At 68.1% G+C, this 16,610-nt stretch carries 17 protein-coding genes; 8 read left to right on the top strand and 9 right to left on the bottom strand.

Going from position 1 to position 16,610, the window contains the following annotated elements:
- Positions 1-4: 4 nt before the first annotated feature.
- Positions 5-1,858, bottom strand: coding sequence for an ABC transporter ATP-binding protein (locus tag P2T65_RS04195; RefSeq protein ID WP_276199265.1), 1,854 nt, complete (start codon positions 1,856-1,858; stop codon positions 5-7).
- 210 nt (positions 1,859-2,068) lie between these two features.
- Here P2T65_RS04195 and P2T65_RS04190 point away from each other — a divergent pair, with 210 nt between their 5' ends.
- Positions 2,069-2,620, top strand: a complete 552-nt coding sequence (locus tag P2T65_RS04190; RefSeq protein WP_055458842.1) for a flavin reductase family protein — start codon at positions 2,069-2,071, stop codon at positions 2,618-2,620.
- A 53-nt stretch (positions 2,621-2,673) separates the two neighbouring features.
- On the opposite strand, the gene P2T65_RS04185 is transcribed toward P2T65_RS04190, so the two are convergent.
- From P2T65_RS04185 to P2T65_RS04175, 3 genes are all read right to left on the bottom strand, one after another.
- Entirely contained in the window at positions 2,674-3,600 is a 927-nt protein-coding gene (locus P2T65_RS04185) for a GGDEF domain-containing protein (protein WP_055458843.1), read from the bottom strand.
- A 324-nt stretch (positions 3,601-3,924) separates the two neighbouring features.
- Complete coding sequence (locus P2T65_RS04180; protein WP_055458844.1) at positions 3,925-4,206, bottom strand: hypothetical protein; 282 nt, start codon at positions 4,204-4,206, stop codon at positions 3,925-3,927.
- A gap of 10 nt (positions 4,207-4,216) precedes the next feature.
- Positions 4,217-4,408 (bottom strand): hypothetical protein, encoded by a 192-nt coding sequence (locus P2T65_RS04175; RefSeq protein WP_055458845.1) that lies wholly within the window; start codon positions 4,406-4,408, stop codon positions 4,217-4,219.
- Positions 4,409-4,606: 198 nt separating this feature from the next.
- On the opposite strand from P2T65_RS04175, the gene P2T65_RS04170 reads away from it, so the two are divergent.
- Together P2T65_RS04170 and eutC are read left to right on the top strand one after the other, a co-directional pair.
- The gene (locus P2T65_RS04170; RefSeq protein ID WP_276199264.1) at positions 4,607-6,010 is read left to right on the top strand and encodes an ethanolamine ammonia-lyase subunit EutB; all 1,404 of its coding nucleotides are present in this window, start codon (positions 4,607-4,609) and stop codon (positions 6,008-6,010) included.
- Positions 6,003-6,779: an ethanolamine ammonia-lyase subunit EutC gene (gene eutC / locus P2T65_RS04165; protein WP_055458982.1), complete on the top strand. Its 777-nt coding sequence runs from the start codon at positions 6,003-6,005 to the stop codon at positions 6,777-6,779. The genes P2T65_RS04170 and eutC overlap by 8 nt, the downstream gene beginning before the upstream one ends.
- On the opposite strand, the gene P2T65_RS04160 is transcribed toward eutC, so the two are convergent.
- The gene (locus P2T65_RS04160) at positions 6,746-7,564 is read right to left on the bottom strand and encodes an aminotransferase class IV family protein (RefSeq protein ID WP_276199263.1); all 819 of its coding nucleotides are present in this window, start codon (positions 7,562-7,564) and stop codon (positions 6,746-6,748) included. The two genes, eutC and P2T65_RS04160, sit on opposite strands and share 34 nt — an antisense overlap.
- Positions 7,565-7,642: 78 nt before the next feature.
- On the opposite strand from P2T65_RS04160, the gene P2T65_RS04155 reads away from it, so the two are divergent.
- The gene (locus P2T65_RS04155; protein WP_276199262.1) at positions 7,643-7,996 is read left to right on the top strand and encodes a MerR family transcriptional regulator; all 354 of its coding nucleotides are present in this window, start codon (positions 7,643-7,645) and stop codon (positions 7,994-7,996) included.
- 2 nt (positions 7,997-7,998) lie between these two features.
- Here the strand turns inward: P2T65_RS04155 and P2T65_RS04150 are convergent, their stop codons facing one another.
- On the bottom strand, positions 7,999-8,784 hold the full coding sequence (locus P2T65_RS04150) for a class I SAM-dependent methyltransferase (protein WP_071924576.1): 786 nt from the start codon (positions 8,782-8,784) through the stop codon (positions 7,999-8,001).
- A 263-nt stretch (positions 8,785-9,047) separates the two neighbouring features.
- Here P2T65_RS04150 and P2T65_RS04145 point away from each other — a divergent pair, with 263 nt between their 5' ends.
- From P2T65_RS04145 to P2T65_RS04135, 3 genes are read left to right on the top strand one after another with little or no spacing between them, the layout of a single operon-like run.
- The gene (locus P2T65_RS04145) at positions 9,048-10,166 is read left to right on the top strand and encodes an ABC transporter substrate-binding protein (protein ID WP_276199397.1); all 1,119 of its coding nucleotides are present in this window, start codon (positions 9,048-9,050) and stop codon (positions 10,164-10,166) included.
- On the top strand, positions 10,163-11,239 hold the full coding sequence (locus P2T65_RS04140; protein ID WP_210165981.1) for an iron ABC transporter permease: 1,077 nt from the start codon (positions 10,163-10,165) through the stop codon (positions 11,237-11,239). Before P2T65_RS04145 ends, P2T65_RS04140 begins: the two co-directional genes overlap by 4 nt.
- Positions 11,233-12,015, top strand: coding sequence for an ABC transporter ATP-binding protein (locus tag P2T65_RS04135; protein WP_276199261.1), 783 nt, complete (start codon positions 11,233-11,235; stop codon positions 12,013-12,015). The genes P2T65_RS04140 and P2T65_RS04135 overlap by 7 nt, the downstream gene beginning before the upstream one ends.
- A 13-nt stretch (positions 12,016-12,028) precedes the next feature.
- Here P2T65_RS04135 and P2T65_RS04130 read toward each other — a convergent pair whose 3' ends face one another.
- Complete coding sequence (locus P2T65_RS04130; RefSeq protein WP_055458852.1) at positions 12,029-13,354, bottom strand: FAD-binding oxidoreductase; 1,326 nt, start codon at positions 13,352-13,354, stop codon at positions 12,029-12,031.
- Between the two features lie 251 nt (positions 13,355-13,605).
- Between P2T65_RS04130 and P2T65_RS04125 the strand changes: the two genes are divergently transcribed.
- Complete coding sequence (locus P2T65_RS04125; RefSeq protein ID WP_019402962.1) at positions 13,606-14,088, top strand: Lrp/AsnC family transcriptional regulator; 483 nt, start codon at positions 13,606-13,608, stop codon at positions 14,086-14,088.
- A 6-nt stretch (positions 14,089-14,094) separates the two neighbouring features.
- Here the strand turns inward: P2T65_RS04125 and P2T65_RS04120 are convergent, their stop codons facing one another.
- The gene (locus tag P2T65_RS04120; protein WP_063188488.1) at positions 14,095-15,759 is read right to left on the bottom strand and encodes an ABC transporter ATP-binding protein; all 1,665 of its coding nucleotides are present in this window, start codon (positions 15,757-15,759) and stop codon (positions 14,095-14,097) included.
- Positions 15,759-16,610 (bottom strand): ABC transporter permease, encoded by an 852-nt coding sequence (locus P2T65_RS04115; protein WP_055458854.1) that lies wholly within the window; start codon positions 16,608-16,610, stop codon positions 15,759-15,761. The genes P2T65_RS04120 and P2T65_RS04115 overlap by 1 nt, the downstream gene beginning before the upstream one ends.

Here is a 16,610-nt window from a genome sequence, read left to right as displayed (position 1 = left end):
GTCGTCAGCGATAGCCGGCGGCCTGCAACTCGAACATCTGCGCATAGCGACCGCCGCGGGCGACGAGCGCCTGATGCGTGCCGGCCTCCAGGATGCGGCCGCCCTCGAGGACGATGATGCGGTCGGCCATGCGCACGGTGGAGAAGCGGTGCGAGATGAGCAGCGTCGTCTTGCCCGCGCTGAGGTCGCGGAAGCGCTGGAACACCTCGTATTCGGCATGGGCGTCGAGCGCCGAGGTCGGCTCGTCGAGGATGAGCACCTCGGCGTCACGCATATAGGCGCGCGCGATGGCGATCTTCTGCCATTCCCCGCCCGAGAGGTCGATGCCGCCGCCGAAACGCCGGCCGAGCGGCTGCTCGAAGCCGAGCGGCAGCCGGGCGATGATCGCGCCGGCGAGGCTGCGGTCCGCCGCCTCGGCGATCCGCTCGCGGTCGCCCGCCGCGCCGATGTCGCCGATGGCGATGTTCTCCGCTGCCGTGAAGTGGAAGCGCACGAAATCCTGGAAGACGACGCCGACGCGGCTGCGCAGCATGTCGAGGTCGTAGTCGCGCAGGTCGCGGCCGTCGAGCAGGATGCGGCCCTCCGTCGGATCGTAGAGCCGCGCGAGGAGCTTGACGAGCGTCGTCTTGCCCGCGCCGTTGGCTCCGACGAGGGCCAGCACTTCCCCGGCCGGAATCTCGAGGTCGAGATGCCGGATGGCCCATTGCTGCGCGCCCTCGTAGCGGAAGCCGACGTTCTCGAAGACGAAGCCGGAGCGGATCGACTGCCGGACGGGCACCGGATCGGGTGGCGAGACGACGCGCGGTGCGATCTCGAAGAAGGAGAACAGGTCCTCGAGATAGAGCGCCTGGCCCGCCACCTGCGAGAAGCCGAGCAGCAGCCCATCGAGCAGGCCCTTGAGGCGCAGGAAGGAGCCGACGAGGAACGTCATGTCGCCGACGCTGAAGTCGCCCGCCATGGTGCGCCAGATGACGGCAGCATAGGCGACGTAATAGGCGAGGGTGCCGAAGGCGGCGAACAGACCGCCCCAGAAGGCCCGGCGGGTGGCGAGGCGCCTGTTGTCGCGGTACATGGTCTCGGCGAAGCGGCGGAAACGCTCGATGAGGAAGCGCTGAAGACCGAAGAGCTTGACCTCCTTGGCGGTCTCGATGCTGGAGCCGAGATAGCGCACGTAGTCGAGCTGTCGCCGCTCGGGCGTGCGGAAATAGTCGAGGCGGTAGCCGAGCGCGTTGAACTTCAGTTCGCCGAGCAGCGACGGTAGCAGCGCGACGAGCATCAGCAGGATCAGCGAGGGCCAGTAGGCGGCGAGCGCGATCATCAGCGTGACGGCGCCGAGGATGTCCTGAATCTGGCCGAAGACGAGGCCGAGCAGGCTGGTGCGACCTGTGACCTGGCGCCGGGCGCGGTCGAGCCGGTCCTGCTGCTCGCTGCTCTCGAACTGCTCGAGGTCGAGCGAGGCCGCTTTCTCCATCAGGCGGATGCTGGCGAAATTGCTGTAGGTCTCGGCGAGGAGGCTGTCGACGAGCGAGCTGAGGCGGCCGGAGACATCCGCCACGATCGCGAGGCAAAGCTCCAGCGCCACGAGCGTGCCGACATGCGCGAGCCGGCCGCTCTCGATCCAGTCGCCGAGCGACCAGTCGGGATGGGGTACGCGCGCCTCGGCGACGACGGCATCGATGATGAGCTTGCCGATATAGAGCATCAGCACCGGCACGACGGCGCGCGCGAGGCGCAGGGCGATGCTCGCCGAGGTCAGCGCCGGGCTCGCAGCCCAGACGAGGCGGATGAAGGCCGGCAGATGGTGCAGGGCACCGACGCGTTCGCGGAACGATTGGGGTGTGCGCAGGACGGTGGCCATGCTGCGTCTCTACCTCTTCCGCGCCCGCCGGTCGAGGTCGCGGCGCATAGCGTCCGGCAGGGATCGTTTTGCCGGGCCGGGCGTTCCACCAGGGGAGATGGCGAGACGCGCTGCATCGGGTGTCGGGCGGCATGCTGCCGTGATTGCCGCGATGACACCGCCAGAGCGGCACAGTACGATGGATCAAGATCCTGCCGAGGAGATGAGACCATGCAGGAGATGCCCGCCTCCAGGGCGTACCGTCTGCTCGAGGCTGGCCCGGTGGTCCTCGTCGCCACCGTCCGCGATGGAAAGCCGAACGTCATGACGGTGGGCTTCCACATGGTGATGCAGCACATGCCGCCGCTGATAGGCTGCATCATCGGCCCGTGGGACTACAGCTTCGGCGCCTTGCGCGACAGCGGCGAATGCGTCATCGCCATTCCGACGGTCGATCTTGCGGCGAAAGTTGTCGCCATCGGTAATTGCTCCGGCGAGACGACCGACAAATTCGAGACCTTCGGCCTCACCTCAGTCCCCGCGCGCGATGTCGCCGTGCCACTCGTTGCCGACTGCCTCGCCAATATCGAATGTCGGGTGGCGGATACGAGCCTGGTGGACCGCTACAACCTCTTCATCCTGGAGGCGGTGCGCATCTGGATTGACGCGGACCGCAGGGAAAAGCGAACGCTCCACCACCGGGGCGACGGCACTTTCACCGTCGACGGCCGCGTGATCGACCTTCGGGAGCGGATGGTGAAGTGGAAATACCTGCAGGATTGAGCGGAGGCATAGTCGGCCGGCGCCCCTGGCGCGGGAGCGGGGGGGGGCGCTTTCTATCCGCTGGCGGCCGACTGGTCGGAGTCGGAGCCGTCGAGCTGGATACGATTGCGGCCGGCCATCTTGGCGCAATAGAGCGCCTTGTCTGCGCGCGAATAGAGGCTGAGGGCGATGTCCCCCTCCCGGCAGGCAGCTATTCCCGCCGAGAATGTATAGCTGAAGTCGGGCCGCTCGGTGAGCGGACGCGATTTGCGGACGATGACGAGCATCTTCTCCACGATCAGGGCCGCTTCCTCGAGGGAGGTGCCCGGCATGACGAGGACGAATTCCTCGCCGCCGACCCTGCCGAAGCAATGGGTGCGTTGAACGAGGCCGTGCACCTTGATCGTGAAGTCGCGCAGGATCTGGTCGCCCGTCTGGTGTCCGAACCGGTCGTTGATGGCCTTGAAGCCGTCGATGTCGAGGACGGCGAGGCAGCCGCGCACCGCAGCGCCGCGCTGCAGCATGTCCTCGATCCGCCCCATCACGAAGCGGCGATTGGCCACTCCGGTCAGTTCGTCGGTGTAGGAGGCCTTGATGGCGAGGTCCCGGTCCTGGCGGACCGCGCGGCTCCTGGCCCGCAAGCCGGTGATGTCGCTGGCGATGCACAGCATCCAGCCGTCGGCCTGCATCGTCTCCGTCATCCACAGCCAGCGGCCGTCGAGCAGGTCAGTCTCGAAGGCGCGGAAGCCCATCTTGCCGCGGCGCGACTGCGTGGAACGCAGCCACTCCTCGAAATCGGCCGCGTGGATGACCGTGCCCCGGCTGGCCTGATGGTTGCGCCGCATCAGGTCGGCCCACAGCGGCATCTCGCCCGGCTCGATGAAATAGGCGGCGCGAAAGGCCTTGTTTGCGTAGCGCAGACGATCGAAGCCGTCATAGACGGCGATCAGGACAGGTGTCTCTTCGAAAAGCCCAGACAGCTCTTGGACGACTTCCTCCATGCGGTCGCATCCTACCCATCGGCGCCGTGGAGAAAACTAAACTTTGAACGGCTGCCCGCCGCGTCAGCGCGCGGCGGGCGCGCTTGCCGGGCGTCCACGGACCCTTGCGGCCCGCCGGCCCTTGCAATTAGGGAGACCATGACCGATGTCGGCCTTGGTCCGGCCTGCGATGGCGATCCGCTCGCCCTGTCCGCAGCTTGGACGGGTTCCGGGCCGCCTTTCTTGCCACCGCCTCGACGATGATGGCGACCGCCTTCGTGTCAGGCGGCCTCTCATCCGCTCCGGTCGTTTTCATTCCGGAACTATCCTTCGCTCGATGGCTCATTAGCCAGTTGGGTGACGTCGTCCATCACGCAGCCCTTCCGTGCGGCCCAAGGCGTGCTCGATGAGCGACTGGATCTCCCGCGCCGCGGCGGCCTCGGCCGCGAAGCTCGGCTGCATGACGGCGCCGGGATCCTCCTGCTGGTCCATGATCGTCAGGCGATCCTCCAACGCGGCCTTCAGATCGTCGGCGCCGTTCCTCACGAGATGCCCGACGACGATGGCGAGGACTTCCTTCAGGCCGTTGATGCGGCCTTCGAGTTCGAAGGGACTGAGCTCTGACATGGGACGGCCCTCAACCTGTCTCGACATCGGTCGCGCCGGCCTCGCGAAAAACCTGCTCGGCCCGTGCGGTCTGGCTGCGGCTGACGTCGGCCGATATCGCGATGCTGCCGCGCAGTGCGGCGTCGAGGTCTGAGTTTTCGGCACGGGCGGCCTCCCGTGGGGCGAAGGTCCCGCGGATGGTGCTGATACTGTCATCACCCATGGCATCCACTCCCTTGTTTCGCCCAAAGCGTTCGAGAGCCGAGATTGTTCCGGGGGCAGGAAGCCCTGTGCATCCTCCTGATGGCCGATGCCGTCGCAGGCTGTTCCGGAGCAAGGTGGGCCTCGCGCGAAAACGGCGGCGTGCTAGCATTGCCCCGGTCGTCGTGTACCTCGATCGTCTCGCGAGGGAGTGGATCGCATGGCTGCGTTCACCGCCGATCTCGGCGGCACCCGCTACGTCTTCGCCGGGCTTGCCGGGCTGCTCGCCGCCGCCTCTCCGCCGCGCTCCGGCGACGAGCTGGCCGGCATCGCGGCGACGAATGCCGCGCATCGCGCTGCCGCGCAGCAGGCACTTGCCGATGTGCCGCTCGCCCATTTCCTCGACGCGGTCGTGGTGCCCTACGAGAACGACGAGGTCACGCGCCTCATCATCGACGGCCACGATGCCGCGGCCTTCGCGCCCGTGGCCCACATGACGGTCGGGGACTTTCGCGACTGGCTGCTGTCTGACGCGGCGACGACGCCGGTCTTGACGGCGCTGGCGCCCGGGCTGACGCCGGAGATGGTGGCGGCGGTGTCGAAGCTGATGCGCAACCAGGACCTGATCGCCGTTGCCCGCAAGTGCCGCGTCGAGGTCGCCTTCCGCACGACGCTCGGCCTGCCGGGGCGGCTCGCCAGCCGCCTGCAGCCCAACCACCCGAGCGATGATCCTGCCGGCATTGTCGCTGCCACGCTCGACGGGCTTCTCCTCGGCAGCGGCGATGCCCTCATCGGCGTCAATCCGGTCACCGACAGTGTCGGCAATGCCATCACCCTGCTCGAGGTGCTGGACGAACTGCGCCAGCGCCATGCCATCCCGACCCAGAGCTGCGTGCTCACCCATGTTACGAACACCATCGAGATCATGGCGCGCGGCGGGCCGGTCGACCTCGTCTTCCAATCCATTGCTGGCACCGAGGCGGCCAACCGCGGCTTCGGCGTCGATCTCGCCATCCTGCGCGAGGCGCACGAGGCCGCGCTATCGCTGAAGCGCGGCACGCTCGGCAACAATGTCATGTATTTCGAGACGGGGCAGGGCTCGGCGCTGTCGGCCGATGCCCACCACGGCGTCGACCAGCAGACGCTGGAGGCGCGCGCCTATGCCGTCGCCCGCGCCTTCCGTCCGCTGCTCGTCAACACCGTCGTCGGCTTCATCGGGCCGGAATATCTCTACGACGGCAAGCAGATCATCCGCGCCGGGCTCGAGGACCACTTCTGCGGCAAGCTGCTCGGCCTGCCGATGGGCGTCGACGTCTGCTATACCAACCATGCCGAGGCCGACCAGGACGACATGGACACGCTGGCGACGCTGCTTGCCATTGCCGGGGTCAACTTCCTCATCGCGGTGCCGGGGGCGGACGACGTGATGCTCAACTACCAGTCGCTCTCCTTCCACGATATCCTCTACCTGCGCTCCACTCTCGGCCTGCGCCCCGCGCCGGAATTCGAGGCCTGGCTCGCGGGGACGGGCCTTGCCCGCCCCGACGGGCGCTTGCGCGCGCTCGATCAGGACGCCTTGCCGGCGCAGCGCTTCCTCGCCCTTGCGGGTGGCACCGATGGCTGAGCAGCCTCCCGTCCGGCACGGGCCCGATCCGCAGCCGCCCGATCCCTGGGCGCGGCTGAGAGCCGCGACCCCGGCCCGCATCGGCCTCGGCCAGGTGGGCGATGCCCAGCCGACGCGCGCGGTGCTCGCCTTCCAGGCCGCCCATGCCCTGGCGCGCGACGCCGTCCACGCCCGGCTCGACGCTGCCGCGCTCGCGGCGGCGCTGGCCGATCCGCCGGCGATCCGCGTGCGCAGCCTCGCGCCGGACCGGCCGACCTATTTGAGGCGCCCCGACCTCGGCCGCCGGCTCGATCCTGCCTGCCTGCCGTCGCTGCCCAAGGGCGACCACGACCTTGCCCTCGTCGTGGTGGACGGCCTCTCCGCCACGGGCATCACTGCCCACGCGCCGGCGCTCGTCGCCGCCATCCTGGCGCGCCTGCCGCGCCACCTCGGGCTCGCTCCGCTCGTCGTCGCCGAAGAGGGCCGCGTCGCCCTCGGCGACGAGATCGCCGAGGCGCTTGGCGCCCGGGCGGTCGTCGTGATCATCGGGGAGCGACCCGGTCTGACGGTGCCGGACAGCGTCGGCGCCTATCTCACCTATGCGCCGAAGCGCGGCACGCGCGACGCCGAGCGCAACTGCATCTCCAATATCCATCGCAACGGCGGGCTCTCCTACGCCGCCGCGGCCGACAAGATCGTCTGGCTCGCCGGCGAGATGCTGCGGCGGCGCCTCAGCGGCGTCGCCCTCAAGGACGATCAGCTCGTTTCCCTGGCCGGCTCGGCTTCGTAGGCGTCATGCAGCAGGGCGATGAACGGCCTTGCCTCGGGCAGGACGTTCGAACCGATCGCGGTCACTGCGATGCCCGGCGTCCACGAGTTCATCGCGGCCGCGCCGGATAAGGATTGGAGCTTCTCCAGGGTGATCTCCTCCCGGCGCTGGGGGATCCCCAGGCGCTCGAGCTGCCGCTGCACGATGCCCATCGTCGTGCCGGTCAACATCGCGGCCTTCGGCCAAATGACGGCGTCGCCATCCCAGAAGGCGAGGTTCCAGATGGTCGCCTCGCTCAGCCGCCCGTGCCGGTCGCGAAAGGCGGCGTCGTCGAACCCCTGGCGTATGGCCTGGTGCAAGTAGTGGGTCTTGCCCACCTCGCCGACATGCTTGATGGCGGCGAGCGGCCGCTCGTAGTCGACCGCAGCCAACCGGAGCGGCCCCTTTGGGCCGCTGGATGGTGCCGCCGTCCGCACGAGAACCACCGGCTCGGCATCCATGCTGTCCGCCGTGAACTCGCCCTTGCGCGAAAAGACCGTGGCCGTCAGGGACAGGTCTTCGGGGCCCGCCGCGATTGCCGCCGCGATCCGGGACGCGACTTGCTCGTCGGGCAGCGCCCTTCCGAAAAGCGCCATGGATGCTTCGCGCAGGCGCGCCAGATGCAGATCCAGTCCTTTGACCCTGCGGCCGCGCACCTGCATCGCCGTGAAATGGGCAAACCCAGCGAAGGCCAGGGGTATCAGCTCATCGGGGGTGGCCGCGTGGCCGTCGATCCAGGCCCCGTAAAGGCTGGCGTCAGAAGACATGGTCTTGCTCCTCGTGGTGTTCACATCGACGAGCAACGGCCTTAGGGTCTGACAGTGCTGTCAGAGTCAAGGCGTGATATGAGGATCGGCGAATTGTCCCGGCGCACCGGCGTGAGCGTCCGCATGCTGCGCTATTACGAGGCCGAGGGGCTGCTGAAGCCGCAGCGCACCACGGGCGGCTATCGGGACTACGACCCGGCCGAAGTGCGCACGGTCGAGCGGATCAGGCTGCTCGGCTCGGCGGGCATGACGCTGGCGACCATCCGGCAGTTTCTGCCGTGCGTGCGCGGAGAGGGCCCGGTCTTCGAGCCTTGCGATGAATTGGGGGACGTTCTCAAGGAACAGATCCGCCTCGCCGACCTGAAGACGGAGAAGCTGGCCCAGAGCCGGAAGGTTCTCGAGAGCTTCCTGCTCGAGATCGGGGAGCGCTAGCGTCAGCCGCGGCGCGCGTGGAGGATGAAACGCCTGTAGGTGAGGGTGCGCAGCTTGTCGGCGAAGGCCGCGCCCCGGCGCTGCGCCGCACCGATGCGCGCATGGCTGCCGCGGCGGATGTCCGTGAAGCCGGCGGCGGAGACGAGCCCGGCGAGGGCTTCAAAGGTCAGGCCGTCGCCGAAGGGCAGTTGCTGCATGATCGCCGCGTGCCGGGCGCGGCTCGTCGCGTCCCGTCCGCCCGGCACGGCCGGAGCCTGCTGCAGCCGGGCGATGAGCCACGCCGCCAGCCGCCCGACGAGGCCTTGCCGCACCCAGTTGCCATCGAAGATGATGAGATGGCCGCCCGGCCTGAGGACGCGGTGCCAGTCGGCAAGGGCGGCGGCGGGGTCCGTCAGCGTCCACACGAGATGGCGGCACACCACGGCGTCGTAATGTTCGTCCGGCTCCATCGTGTTCTCGGCATCGGCGAGGACAAAGCGCGCCCGCGGATTGTCGCGGTGCTTGTCCCGCGCCAGCTCCAGCATGGCGGGCGAGAAGTCGAGCCCCCTCACCTCGTGGCCGAGCCCGGTCAGGACGCGCGTCACTTCGCCCGTGCCGCTGGCCAGCTCTAGGACGTGCAACGGCGCCGTGCCGAGCCTCTCGCGAATCTCCCGTGCCCAGGCGTCGAACGGAGGGCCGGCGGCGATGCGATGCTGCACGTCGCCGTCGAACGTCGGCGCCCGGTCCGACCAATAGGCGCGGATCTCCTCCTTGAGCGAGAAGTTCGACAAGGGAGCGGGTTGGGTCATGGCGCCTTCCTGTCCTCACGCCTGGTTTTTGCGGGTCGTGTGCGGGCGCGCAGTATTAGGCCGATACGGAAGCGTGAACAAGCGCTTTCGTGAGGGACAGTGCGCTAATTCTTCTTTCTGGTTCTTTAAAATTTTTCTAATTCATGTAATGAACATTGTATCAGTTAAAAAAGATAGCGATTGACCCGTCCGAATACATTCTCTACGTGCCTGCACCAACTAGCCCGGTATGGTGGAAGGCGAAAATGCAGTTTCTTCGCAAGATGGCGGTGGCGGTCACACTGGCGGTGTCTCTCGTGGCTCCCCTGGTGGCTCGGGCCGAGACCGTCAAGGTGACGGACGTGCTCGGCCGCGAGGTTGAGGTCAAGGCACCGGTCGAGCGCATCATCCTGGGCGAGGGGCGCCAGATCTATTTCGTCGCCACGCTCGACAAGGACGATCCCTTCAAGCGCATCGTCGGCTGGCGCGACGACCTGCCGAAGGCCGACCCGGACAATTACAAGGCCTATCTCGCGCGTTATCCGGACATCGCGAAGCTGCCGACCTTCGGCGGCATGAAGGAGGGCTCGTTCGACGTCGAGCAGGCGATTGCCCTGAAGCCCGACGTGCTCTTCATGAACATCGAATCGAAGGTCGCGAGCGACGAGGCCAAGCTGATCGAGAAGCTCGCCGCCGTCGGCATTCCGGTCGTCTATGTCGATTTCCGCGAGCGGCCCTTCGAGAACACCGAGCCATCCATGCGCCTCATCGGCAAGCTCTTCGGCGAGGAGGAGAAGGCGGAGGAGTTCATTGCCTTCCGCGCCGCCGAGATCGCTCGTATCACCGACCGGCTGAAGGGCGCGAAAGTCGACCAGCCGCTCGTCATGATCGAGCGCGCGGGCGGCTATTCCGACGACTGCTGCATGTCCTTCGGCCGTGAGAACTTCGGCAAGATGGTGGAGATCGCCGGCGGCCGCAATCTCGCCGCCGACCTCATCCCGGGCACCTTCGGCGTCGTCAATCCCGAGCAGATCGTCGCCGCCAATCCGGATGTCGTCATCGTCACCGGCGGCAACTGGGATGCCTATGTGCCGGGCGGCGCCTGGGTGGGCCTCGGACCGGGCACGGACCTCGCCGAGGCGCGCCGCAAGCTCGCGAACCTCACCCAGCGTCCGGCCTTCGCCCACACCGCCGCCGTCGGCAACGGCCGCGTCCACGCCATCTGGCATCAGTTCTACAACAGCCCCTACCAGTTCGTGGCCATCCAGGCGATCGCCGGTTGGCTGCATCCGGATCTGTTCAAGGACGTCGATGCCGACGCGACCCTGAAGACCCTGCATGAGCGCTTTCTGCCCCTGCCGTACAAGCCGGGCTACTGGGTGTCGCTGGAGAAGGTGCAGTGACGGTGACCGGCGACACGATCGCCGCCGAGCAGCCGGAGGGAGCGCGGTTCGCCTACCGCGCTCGCACCCTCCGCAAGCAGCTCATCCTGCTCGCGCTGGCGGTCCTGCTGCTCACGAGCCTCGTCGCCGACATGATGCTGGGCCCCGCGCGCTACGGCGCGGGCGAGGTGCTCGCGGCACTGTTCACGCCGGATGCGGCGCCCGTGGCGGTGCGCGTCGTCATCTGGGACATCCGCCTGCCGGTCGCGCTCATGGCCGTCGTCGTCGGTGCAGCGCTCGCGATCGCCGGAGCGCAGATGCAGACCATCCTCAACAACCCGCTGGCGAGCCCCTTCACGCTCGGCATCTCGGCGGCGGCGAGCTTCGGCGCCGCGCTCGCCCTCGTCTTCGGCATCGCCATCGTGCCTTTAGCCATCAATTATGTGGTGGCGGTGAACGCCTTTCTCGCCGCCATGGCCGCGGCGCTCATCATCCACGTGCTCAGCCAGCGGCGCGGCGTGACCACCGAGACCATCGTCCTCCTCGGCATCGCGCTCGTCTTCACCTTCAACGCCCTCCTGGCACTCCTCGAGTTCTTCGCCTCAGAACAGGCGCTCGGCGCCGTCGTGTTCTGGACCATGGGCAGCCTGACCAAGGCCACCTGGCACAAGCTCGCCATCACCACGGCCGTGCTGGCGCTGTGCCTGCCCGTCTTCGTCCGCCGCGCCTGGGCGCTGACGACGCTCCGGCTCGGGGACGACAAGGCGGCGAGCTTCGGCATCGACGTGCGCCGGCTCAGGCTCGAGACCATGCTGCTCGTCAGCCTGCTCGCCGCCGTCCCCGTCGCCTTCGTCGGCACCATCGGCTTCATCGGCCTCGTCGGGCCGCACATCGCCCGCATGATCATCGGCGAGGACCAGCGCTTCTTCCTGCCGGCCTCGGCGCTCGCCGGGGCGGCCATCCTCTCGGCTGCCTCGGTGGTGAGCAAGTCGCTCATCCCGGGCCTCGTCTTCCCCATCAGCATCGTTACGGCACTGATCGGCGTGCCGTTCTTCTTCAGCCTCATTCTCTCGACTCGGAGGCGGTCATGGTGAGTCTTGAACTCGTCGGCGTCGGCGTCCGCTACGGCCGGCGGGAGATCCTCTCCGGCATCACCACGCCTCCGCTGCGGGGCGGGGAGGTGGTGGCGGTGATCGGCCCCAACGCCGCCGGCAAGTCGAGCCTCTTCCGCCGCATCGCCGGCCTGACGCGCGGCCCGGGCGAAGTCCGCGTCGGCAGCCCCACCGGCCGGGCCCCGTGCTACCTGCCGCAGGACACGGCCGTGAACGCGGTGCTCACCGTCCATGAATCTGTCCTCCTCGCCAAGAAGCAGGGCGGCTCCTGGCGCGTCAGCGACGACGAACTCGCCGCCATCGACGCCGTGCTGCGGGCGCTCGCCATCGAGGATCTCGCCTTCCGTTCCCTCGGCGAACTGAGCGGCGGCCAGCGCCAGCTCGTCTCCATCGCCCAGACGCTGGCGCGCGAGCCGGAGATCGTGCTGTTCGACGAGCCGACGAGCGCGCTCGACCTTCACCGCCAGTTCGAGGTGCTGTCGCTCGTGCGCCGACTCGCCAGCGAGCGGGGCCTGTGCGTGCTCATCTCCCTGCACGATCTCAACCAGGCGCTGCAGGTGGCGGATCGCGTCATGGTGCTCGCAGGCGGCCGCCTCGCCGCGCTCGGCTCGGTAGCCGAAGTGATCACGCCGGCGCTCCTCGCCGAGGTCTACGGCATTGCCGCACGCATGGAACGGACCGCATCCGGCGCGCCCTATGTCGTCGTCGAGGGCTCGCTGAAGGAGGGCGTCACCCCTCGACAGAGCCGCGCCGCCTGAGGATGACCGGTCCCTAGAACTCCGCGACCTTGCCGAAGGCGGAGCCTTCGAGCCGTTCCGGCCGGTAGGGCGCCGGATTGACGATGGGTTTCGTGCCCGTGATGAGGTCCGCGATCATGTGGCCCGCGCCGGGGCCGACACCGAAGCCATGGCCGCTGAAACCAGCGGCGAGGATGAAGCCCGGCAGGGCTGCGAGCTCGCCGATGGCCGGCACGCCGTCCGGCGTACTGTCGATATAGCCCGCCCAGCGCGCCGCGACGGGGACCGCCTCGAGGGCCGGCAGCAGGCGCCGCGCCCGGGCGTGGGTCTCGGCGATCTGGCGCGGATCGGGGGTGGGATCCAGGATCCGCGTCGCCTCCATCGGCGTTGGCGCGTCGAGCCGCCAGCGTGCGAGCGTCTCGTGCCCGGCCCGCCAGCCTTGGAGCCCGCCCGGGGCGAGGCTGCGCCAGCGCCTGAGGAACATGGGCACGAACTGGCGGGCGAAACGCAGCTGCTGTGGGGTCGGATCGACGCGGGCGCCGCCGCTGATCGCCAGCGTATGGCCGCCGTCCGCGCGGCGCGTGACCGAGACCTCGGTCGTATGGAGCGCATCGGGCAGACCCGCTGCGCCGGGGGCGACGGAGAGGATCGACGCGCGTACGGAAGACTGGGGAAAGCGGATGCCGCGCTGGTTGAGGAAGGAGGAGGCCCAAGCCCCGCCCGCATGGACCACGGTCGCGGTGCGGATCGTGCCCTTCTCCGTCACGACGGCAGCGACGCGACCGCCGGCCGTCTCGATGCCGCGCGCCGCGCAGAACTGATGCACCGTGCCGCCGGCAGCCATGATGCCGCGGGCGATTACCGGAGCGGCCCGTGCGGGGTTGGCTGTGCCGTCGCTCGGGGAAAAGACGCCGCCCTTCCAGCGCCGCCCGGTCGCGCTGCCGCGGGCGGAGGCCTCCTCGCTTGAGAGCATGTGCGTGACGACCCCTTCGCTCGCGGCGAAATCGCGCCACTTGGCCCAGACGGAGAGCTGGGCCTCGTCGTTGCTGAGATAGAGCAGGCCGCAGCGGCGGAAGCCGAGGTCCTCGCCGATCTCGGTGGCGAGGCGGTCCCAGAGCGCGAGGCTGTGCGTTGCCATCGGCAACTCGCGGGCGTCGCGGTTCTGCTGGCGGCACCAGCCCCAGTTGCGGCTCGACTGCTCGGCGCCGATCCGGCCCTTTTCCAGCAAGGCGACCTTGAGGCCGCGGCGCGCGAGATAATAGCCGGTCGAGACGCCCACGATGCCGCCGCCGATCACGACGACATCGGCCCGCTCGGGCAGGGTCGGGCTGGTCTCGATCTCGAAAAGTGGCGCCGGCATCGTGGGTCTCCCTGGACGCAAAGACCCTAGCGCCCCCGCAGAAGGCGCGGGCACCGTAGATCGATCCGACGCGGCATTTCCTTTCGCGGGTACCCCAGCCATCTGCGATATTATTCCGTTAATGCCGGCAAGCTTCTCGATTTTTCTACGGCACTATCTGCTGTATGGTGGGTGCAGGCTGTCGCCTGCACCCGGCTCGCGAGAGCAAGACGGCGCCTCGACGGCGAAGCGCCCAGCCCGACGAGGTTGCGATGAAGCTCGATCAGATTGACGTCAAAATCCTCTGCGAGCTGCAGAAGAACGGCCGGATCACCAATGTCGAGCTGGCCGATCTCGTGCACCTTTCGCCGAGCCCCTGCCTGACGCGGGTCAAGAAGCTGCAGCAGGAAGGCTATATCCTCGGCTATTCGGCCCTCATCAACATCGGCAAGCTCGGCCAGACGCTGACGGTCTTCACCGAGGTGACGCTGAAGAACCACCGCCAGATCGATTTCGCCCGTTTTCTCGCGGCCGTCGACAAGCTCGACCAGGTGGTCGAGTGCCATCTCGTCTCCGGTGGCTACGACTATCTCGTCAAGTTCGTCACCAGCGGCATCATCGAATATCAGACGCTCATGGAGCGGCTGATCGACCTCGATATCGGCATCGACAAGTATTTCAGCTTCGTCGTGCTGAAGTCGCCGATCGTGAAGCCGCACCTGCCGCTGACGAGCCTCTTTCCCGTCAGCGCGTGACGGCTCTCAGCGCTTCGCGAAGGCGGCCACGAGCTCGGGGTCGCGCTCGAGCCGGTCGAGCCATGTCGGGTCGAGCTTCGGCACCGACGCCATCAACAGGCGGGAGTAGGGGTGCCCGGCGGCGCTGCCCACATCCCTGGCCGGCAGTTGCTCCACCTTCTCACCGCGATACATGACCGCCACCTCGTCGCAGATCGCCTGCACGGTGTGGAGATCGTGGCTGATGAAGACATAGGACAGGCCGAGTTCCTGCTGGAGGTCCTTCAGCAGGTCGATGATGGCGGCGGCGACCACCGTGTCGAGCGCCGAGGTGATCTCGTCGCACAGGATGAGGTCGGGATCGGCGGCAAGGGCGCGTGCCAGATTGACGCGCTGCTTCTGGCCGCCCGACAGCTCCGCTGGAAGCCGGTGCTTCAGGGTGCGCGGCAGATGCACCAGGTCGAGCAGCCGGTCGATGCGGGCGTCGCGCGCCGCGCCGCGTAGTCCGTGATAGAAGGCGAGCGGCCGGCCGAGGATGTCCGCGATCGACTTCGCCGGGTTGAGCGCGGTGTCCGCTGACTGGAAGACGATCTGCAGTCTGCGCAACTCGTCCGGGCTGCGGTCGCGCGCCCGGGGGGCGACCGGCTTGCCGTCCAAATAGATGTGGCCCGAGGCGGGGGGGATGATACCGGCGATGGTGCGGGCGAGCGTCGACTTGCCGCAGCCGGATTCGCCGATGATGCCGAGATTGCGGCCGCGCTCGAGCCTGAAGCTGACCTTGTCGACGGCGAGGATCGGCGGCGTCCCGTCGGCGCCGGGCTTGCCATAGCCGGCGCTCACGGCCTCAAGCTCCAGAACCGGCCGGGCGGTGTCGCTCTCCGCTGCCGGCTGTGCTGTGACCCGGCCGGGCGGAGAGAAGGCGGCGAGCAACGCGCGCGTATAGGGATGCTTGGGCGCGGACAGGATCTCGCGCGTCGTGCCGATCTCCTGCACCTCGCCGCCCTTCAGCACGACGATGCGGTCGGCGATCTGGGCGACGACGGCAAGGTCGTGCGAGACGTAGACCCCGGCCATCCGGCTCTGCCGCATGACGGATTTGAAGGCGCGCAGCACCTCGATCTGCGTGGTGACGTCGAGAGCCGTGGTCGGCTCGTCGAAGATCACGAGCTTTGGATCACCGATCAGCGCCATGGCCGCCGACAGACGCTGCAGCTGGCCGCCGGAAACCTGGTGCGGGTAGCGTGTGCCGATCGTCTCGGGCGAGGGCAGCGAAAGGGCGCGGAACAGTTCCACCGCCTTGGCCTCGGCCGCGGCGCGCGGCATCAGACCGTGGATGCGGGTGATCTCGATGACTTGATCCATGATGCGCTGCGCCGGGTTGAAGGCCGCGGCCGCGCTCTGCGGCACATAGGCGACCTCGCTGCCGCGGACTCTGGTTCGCCCCTTCTCGCTCAGCTGTGCCATATCCCGTCCTGCGACGCGGATGCTGCCGCCGGCGATGCGGCAGCCCGTCCGCGTATGGCCGAGCAGGGTCAGCGCAATCGTGGTCTTGCCCGAGCCGCTCTCGCCGATGAGCGCGACGATCTCGCCTTCGGCGATGTCGAAGTCGACACCCTTGATGATGTCGACGCGCCGGCCGGCATCGGTCGTCGCTTCGACCTTGAGGTTCCGGATCTCGACGAGGTGGCTCATCAGGCGCTCCGATCCCGGATCTTCTGCGGCAGGTTGTCGATCAGCAGGTTCACCGCGATCGTCAGGCTCGCGATGGCAAAGGAGGGCGCCATCACCGCCGGAGCGCCGAAAGGCAGGCCACCGATGTTCTCGCGCACCAGCGCTCCCCAGTCGGCCTCGGGCGGCTGCACGCCGAGCCCGAGGAAGGACAGGCCCGAGAGCAGCAGCACGATGAAGACGAAGCGGATGCCGACGTCGGCGAAGACCGGGCCGATGATGTTCGGCAGGATCTCCGAGCCGATCAGATAGCCCAGCTTCTCGCCGCGGATGCGGGCCACGGTCACGAAATCCATCGTGTTGACGTTGACGGCGAGCGCCCGGGCGAAGCGATAGGAGCCAGGCGTATAGATGATGGCGAGCGTCAGGATGAGCACCGGGATCGAGGAGCCGACGCCGGCCACGACGACGAGGCCGAAGAGCTTGCTGGGGATGGAGTTCAAGGCATCGAGGAAACGGCTGAGGGCCGCATCGAACCACCCGCCGCTGACGGCAGCGGCCATGCCGAGCGTCACCCCGGCGGTGCAGGCGATGAGCGTCGCGGCGAGCGAAATGCCGACCGTGTAGCGCGCGCCCAACAGGATGCGCGAGAGCATGTCGCGTCCGAGATAGTCGGTCCCGAGCGGGAACTCGGCGCTCATCGGGCCGAAGTAGTCGAGATCGACGATGTCGCCGACGCCGTGCGGCGTCAGGTAGGGCGCCAGGACCGCGACCGCCGCCCAGGTGATGACGACGGCGAGGCTCGCCCAGCCGGTCAGGTTGAACCGGTAGCCCGGAAGGCGCGGCTTGAAGGTGGGGGAGACGTCGATGGCCAT

The sequence above is a fragment of the Chelatococcus sp. XZ-Ab1 genome (assembly GCF_029309855.1).
Taxonomy (GTDB): Bacteria; Pseudomonadota; Alphaproteobacteria; order Rhizobiales; family Beijerinckiaceae; genus Chelatococcus_A; species Chelatococcus_A sambhunathii.
This window is presented reverse-complemented; position numbering and strand designations above follow the sequence as displayed.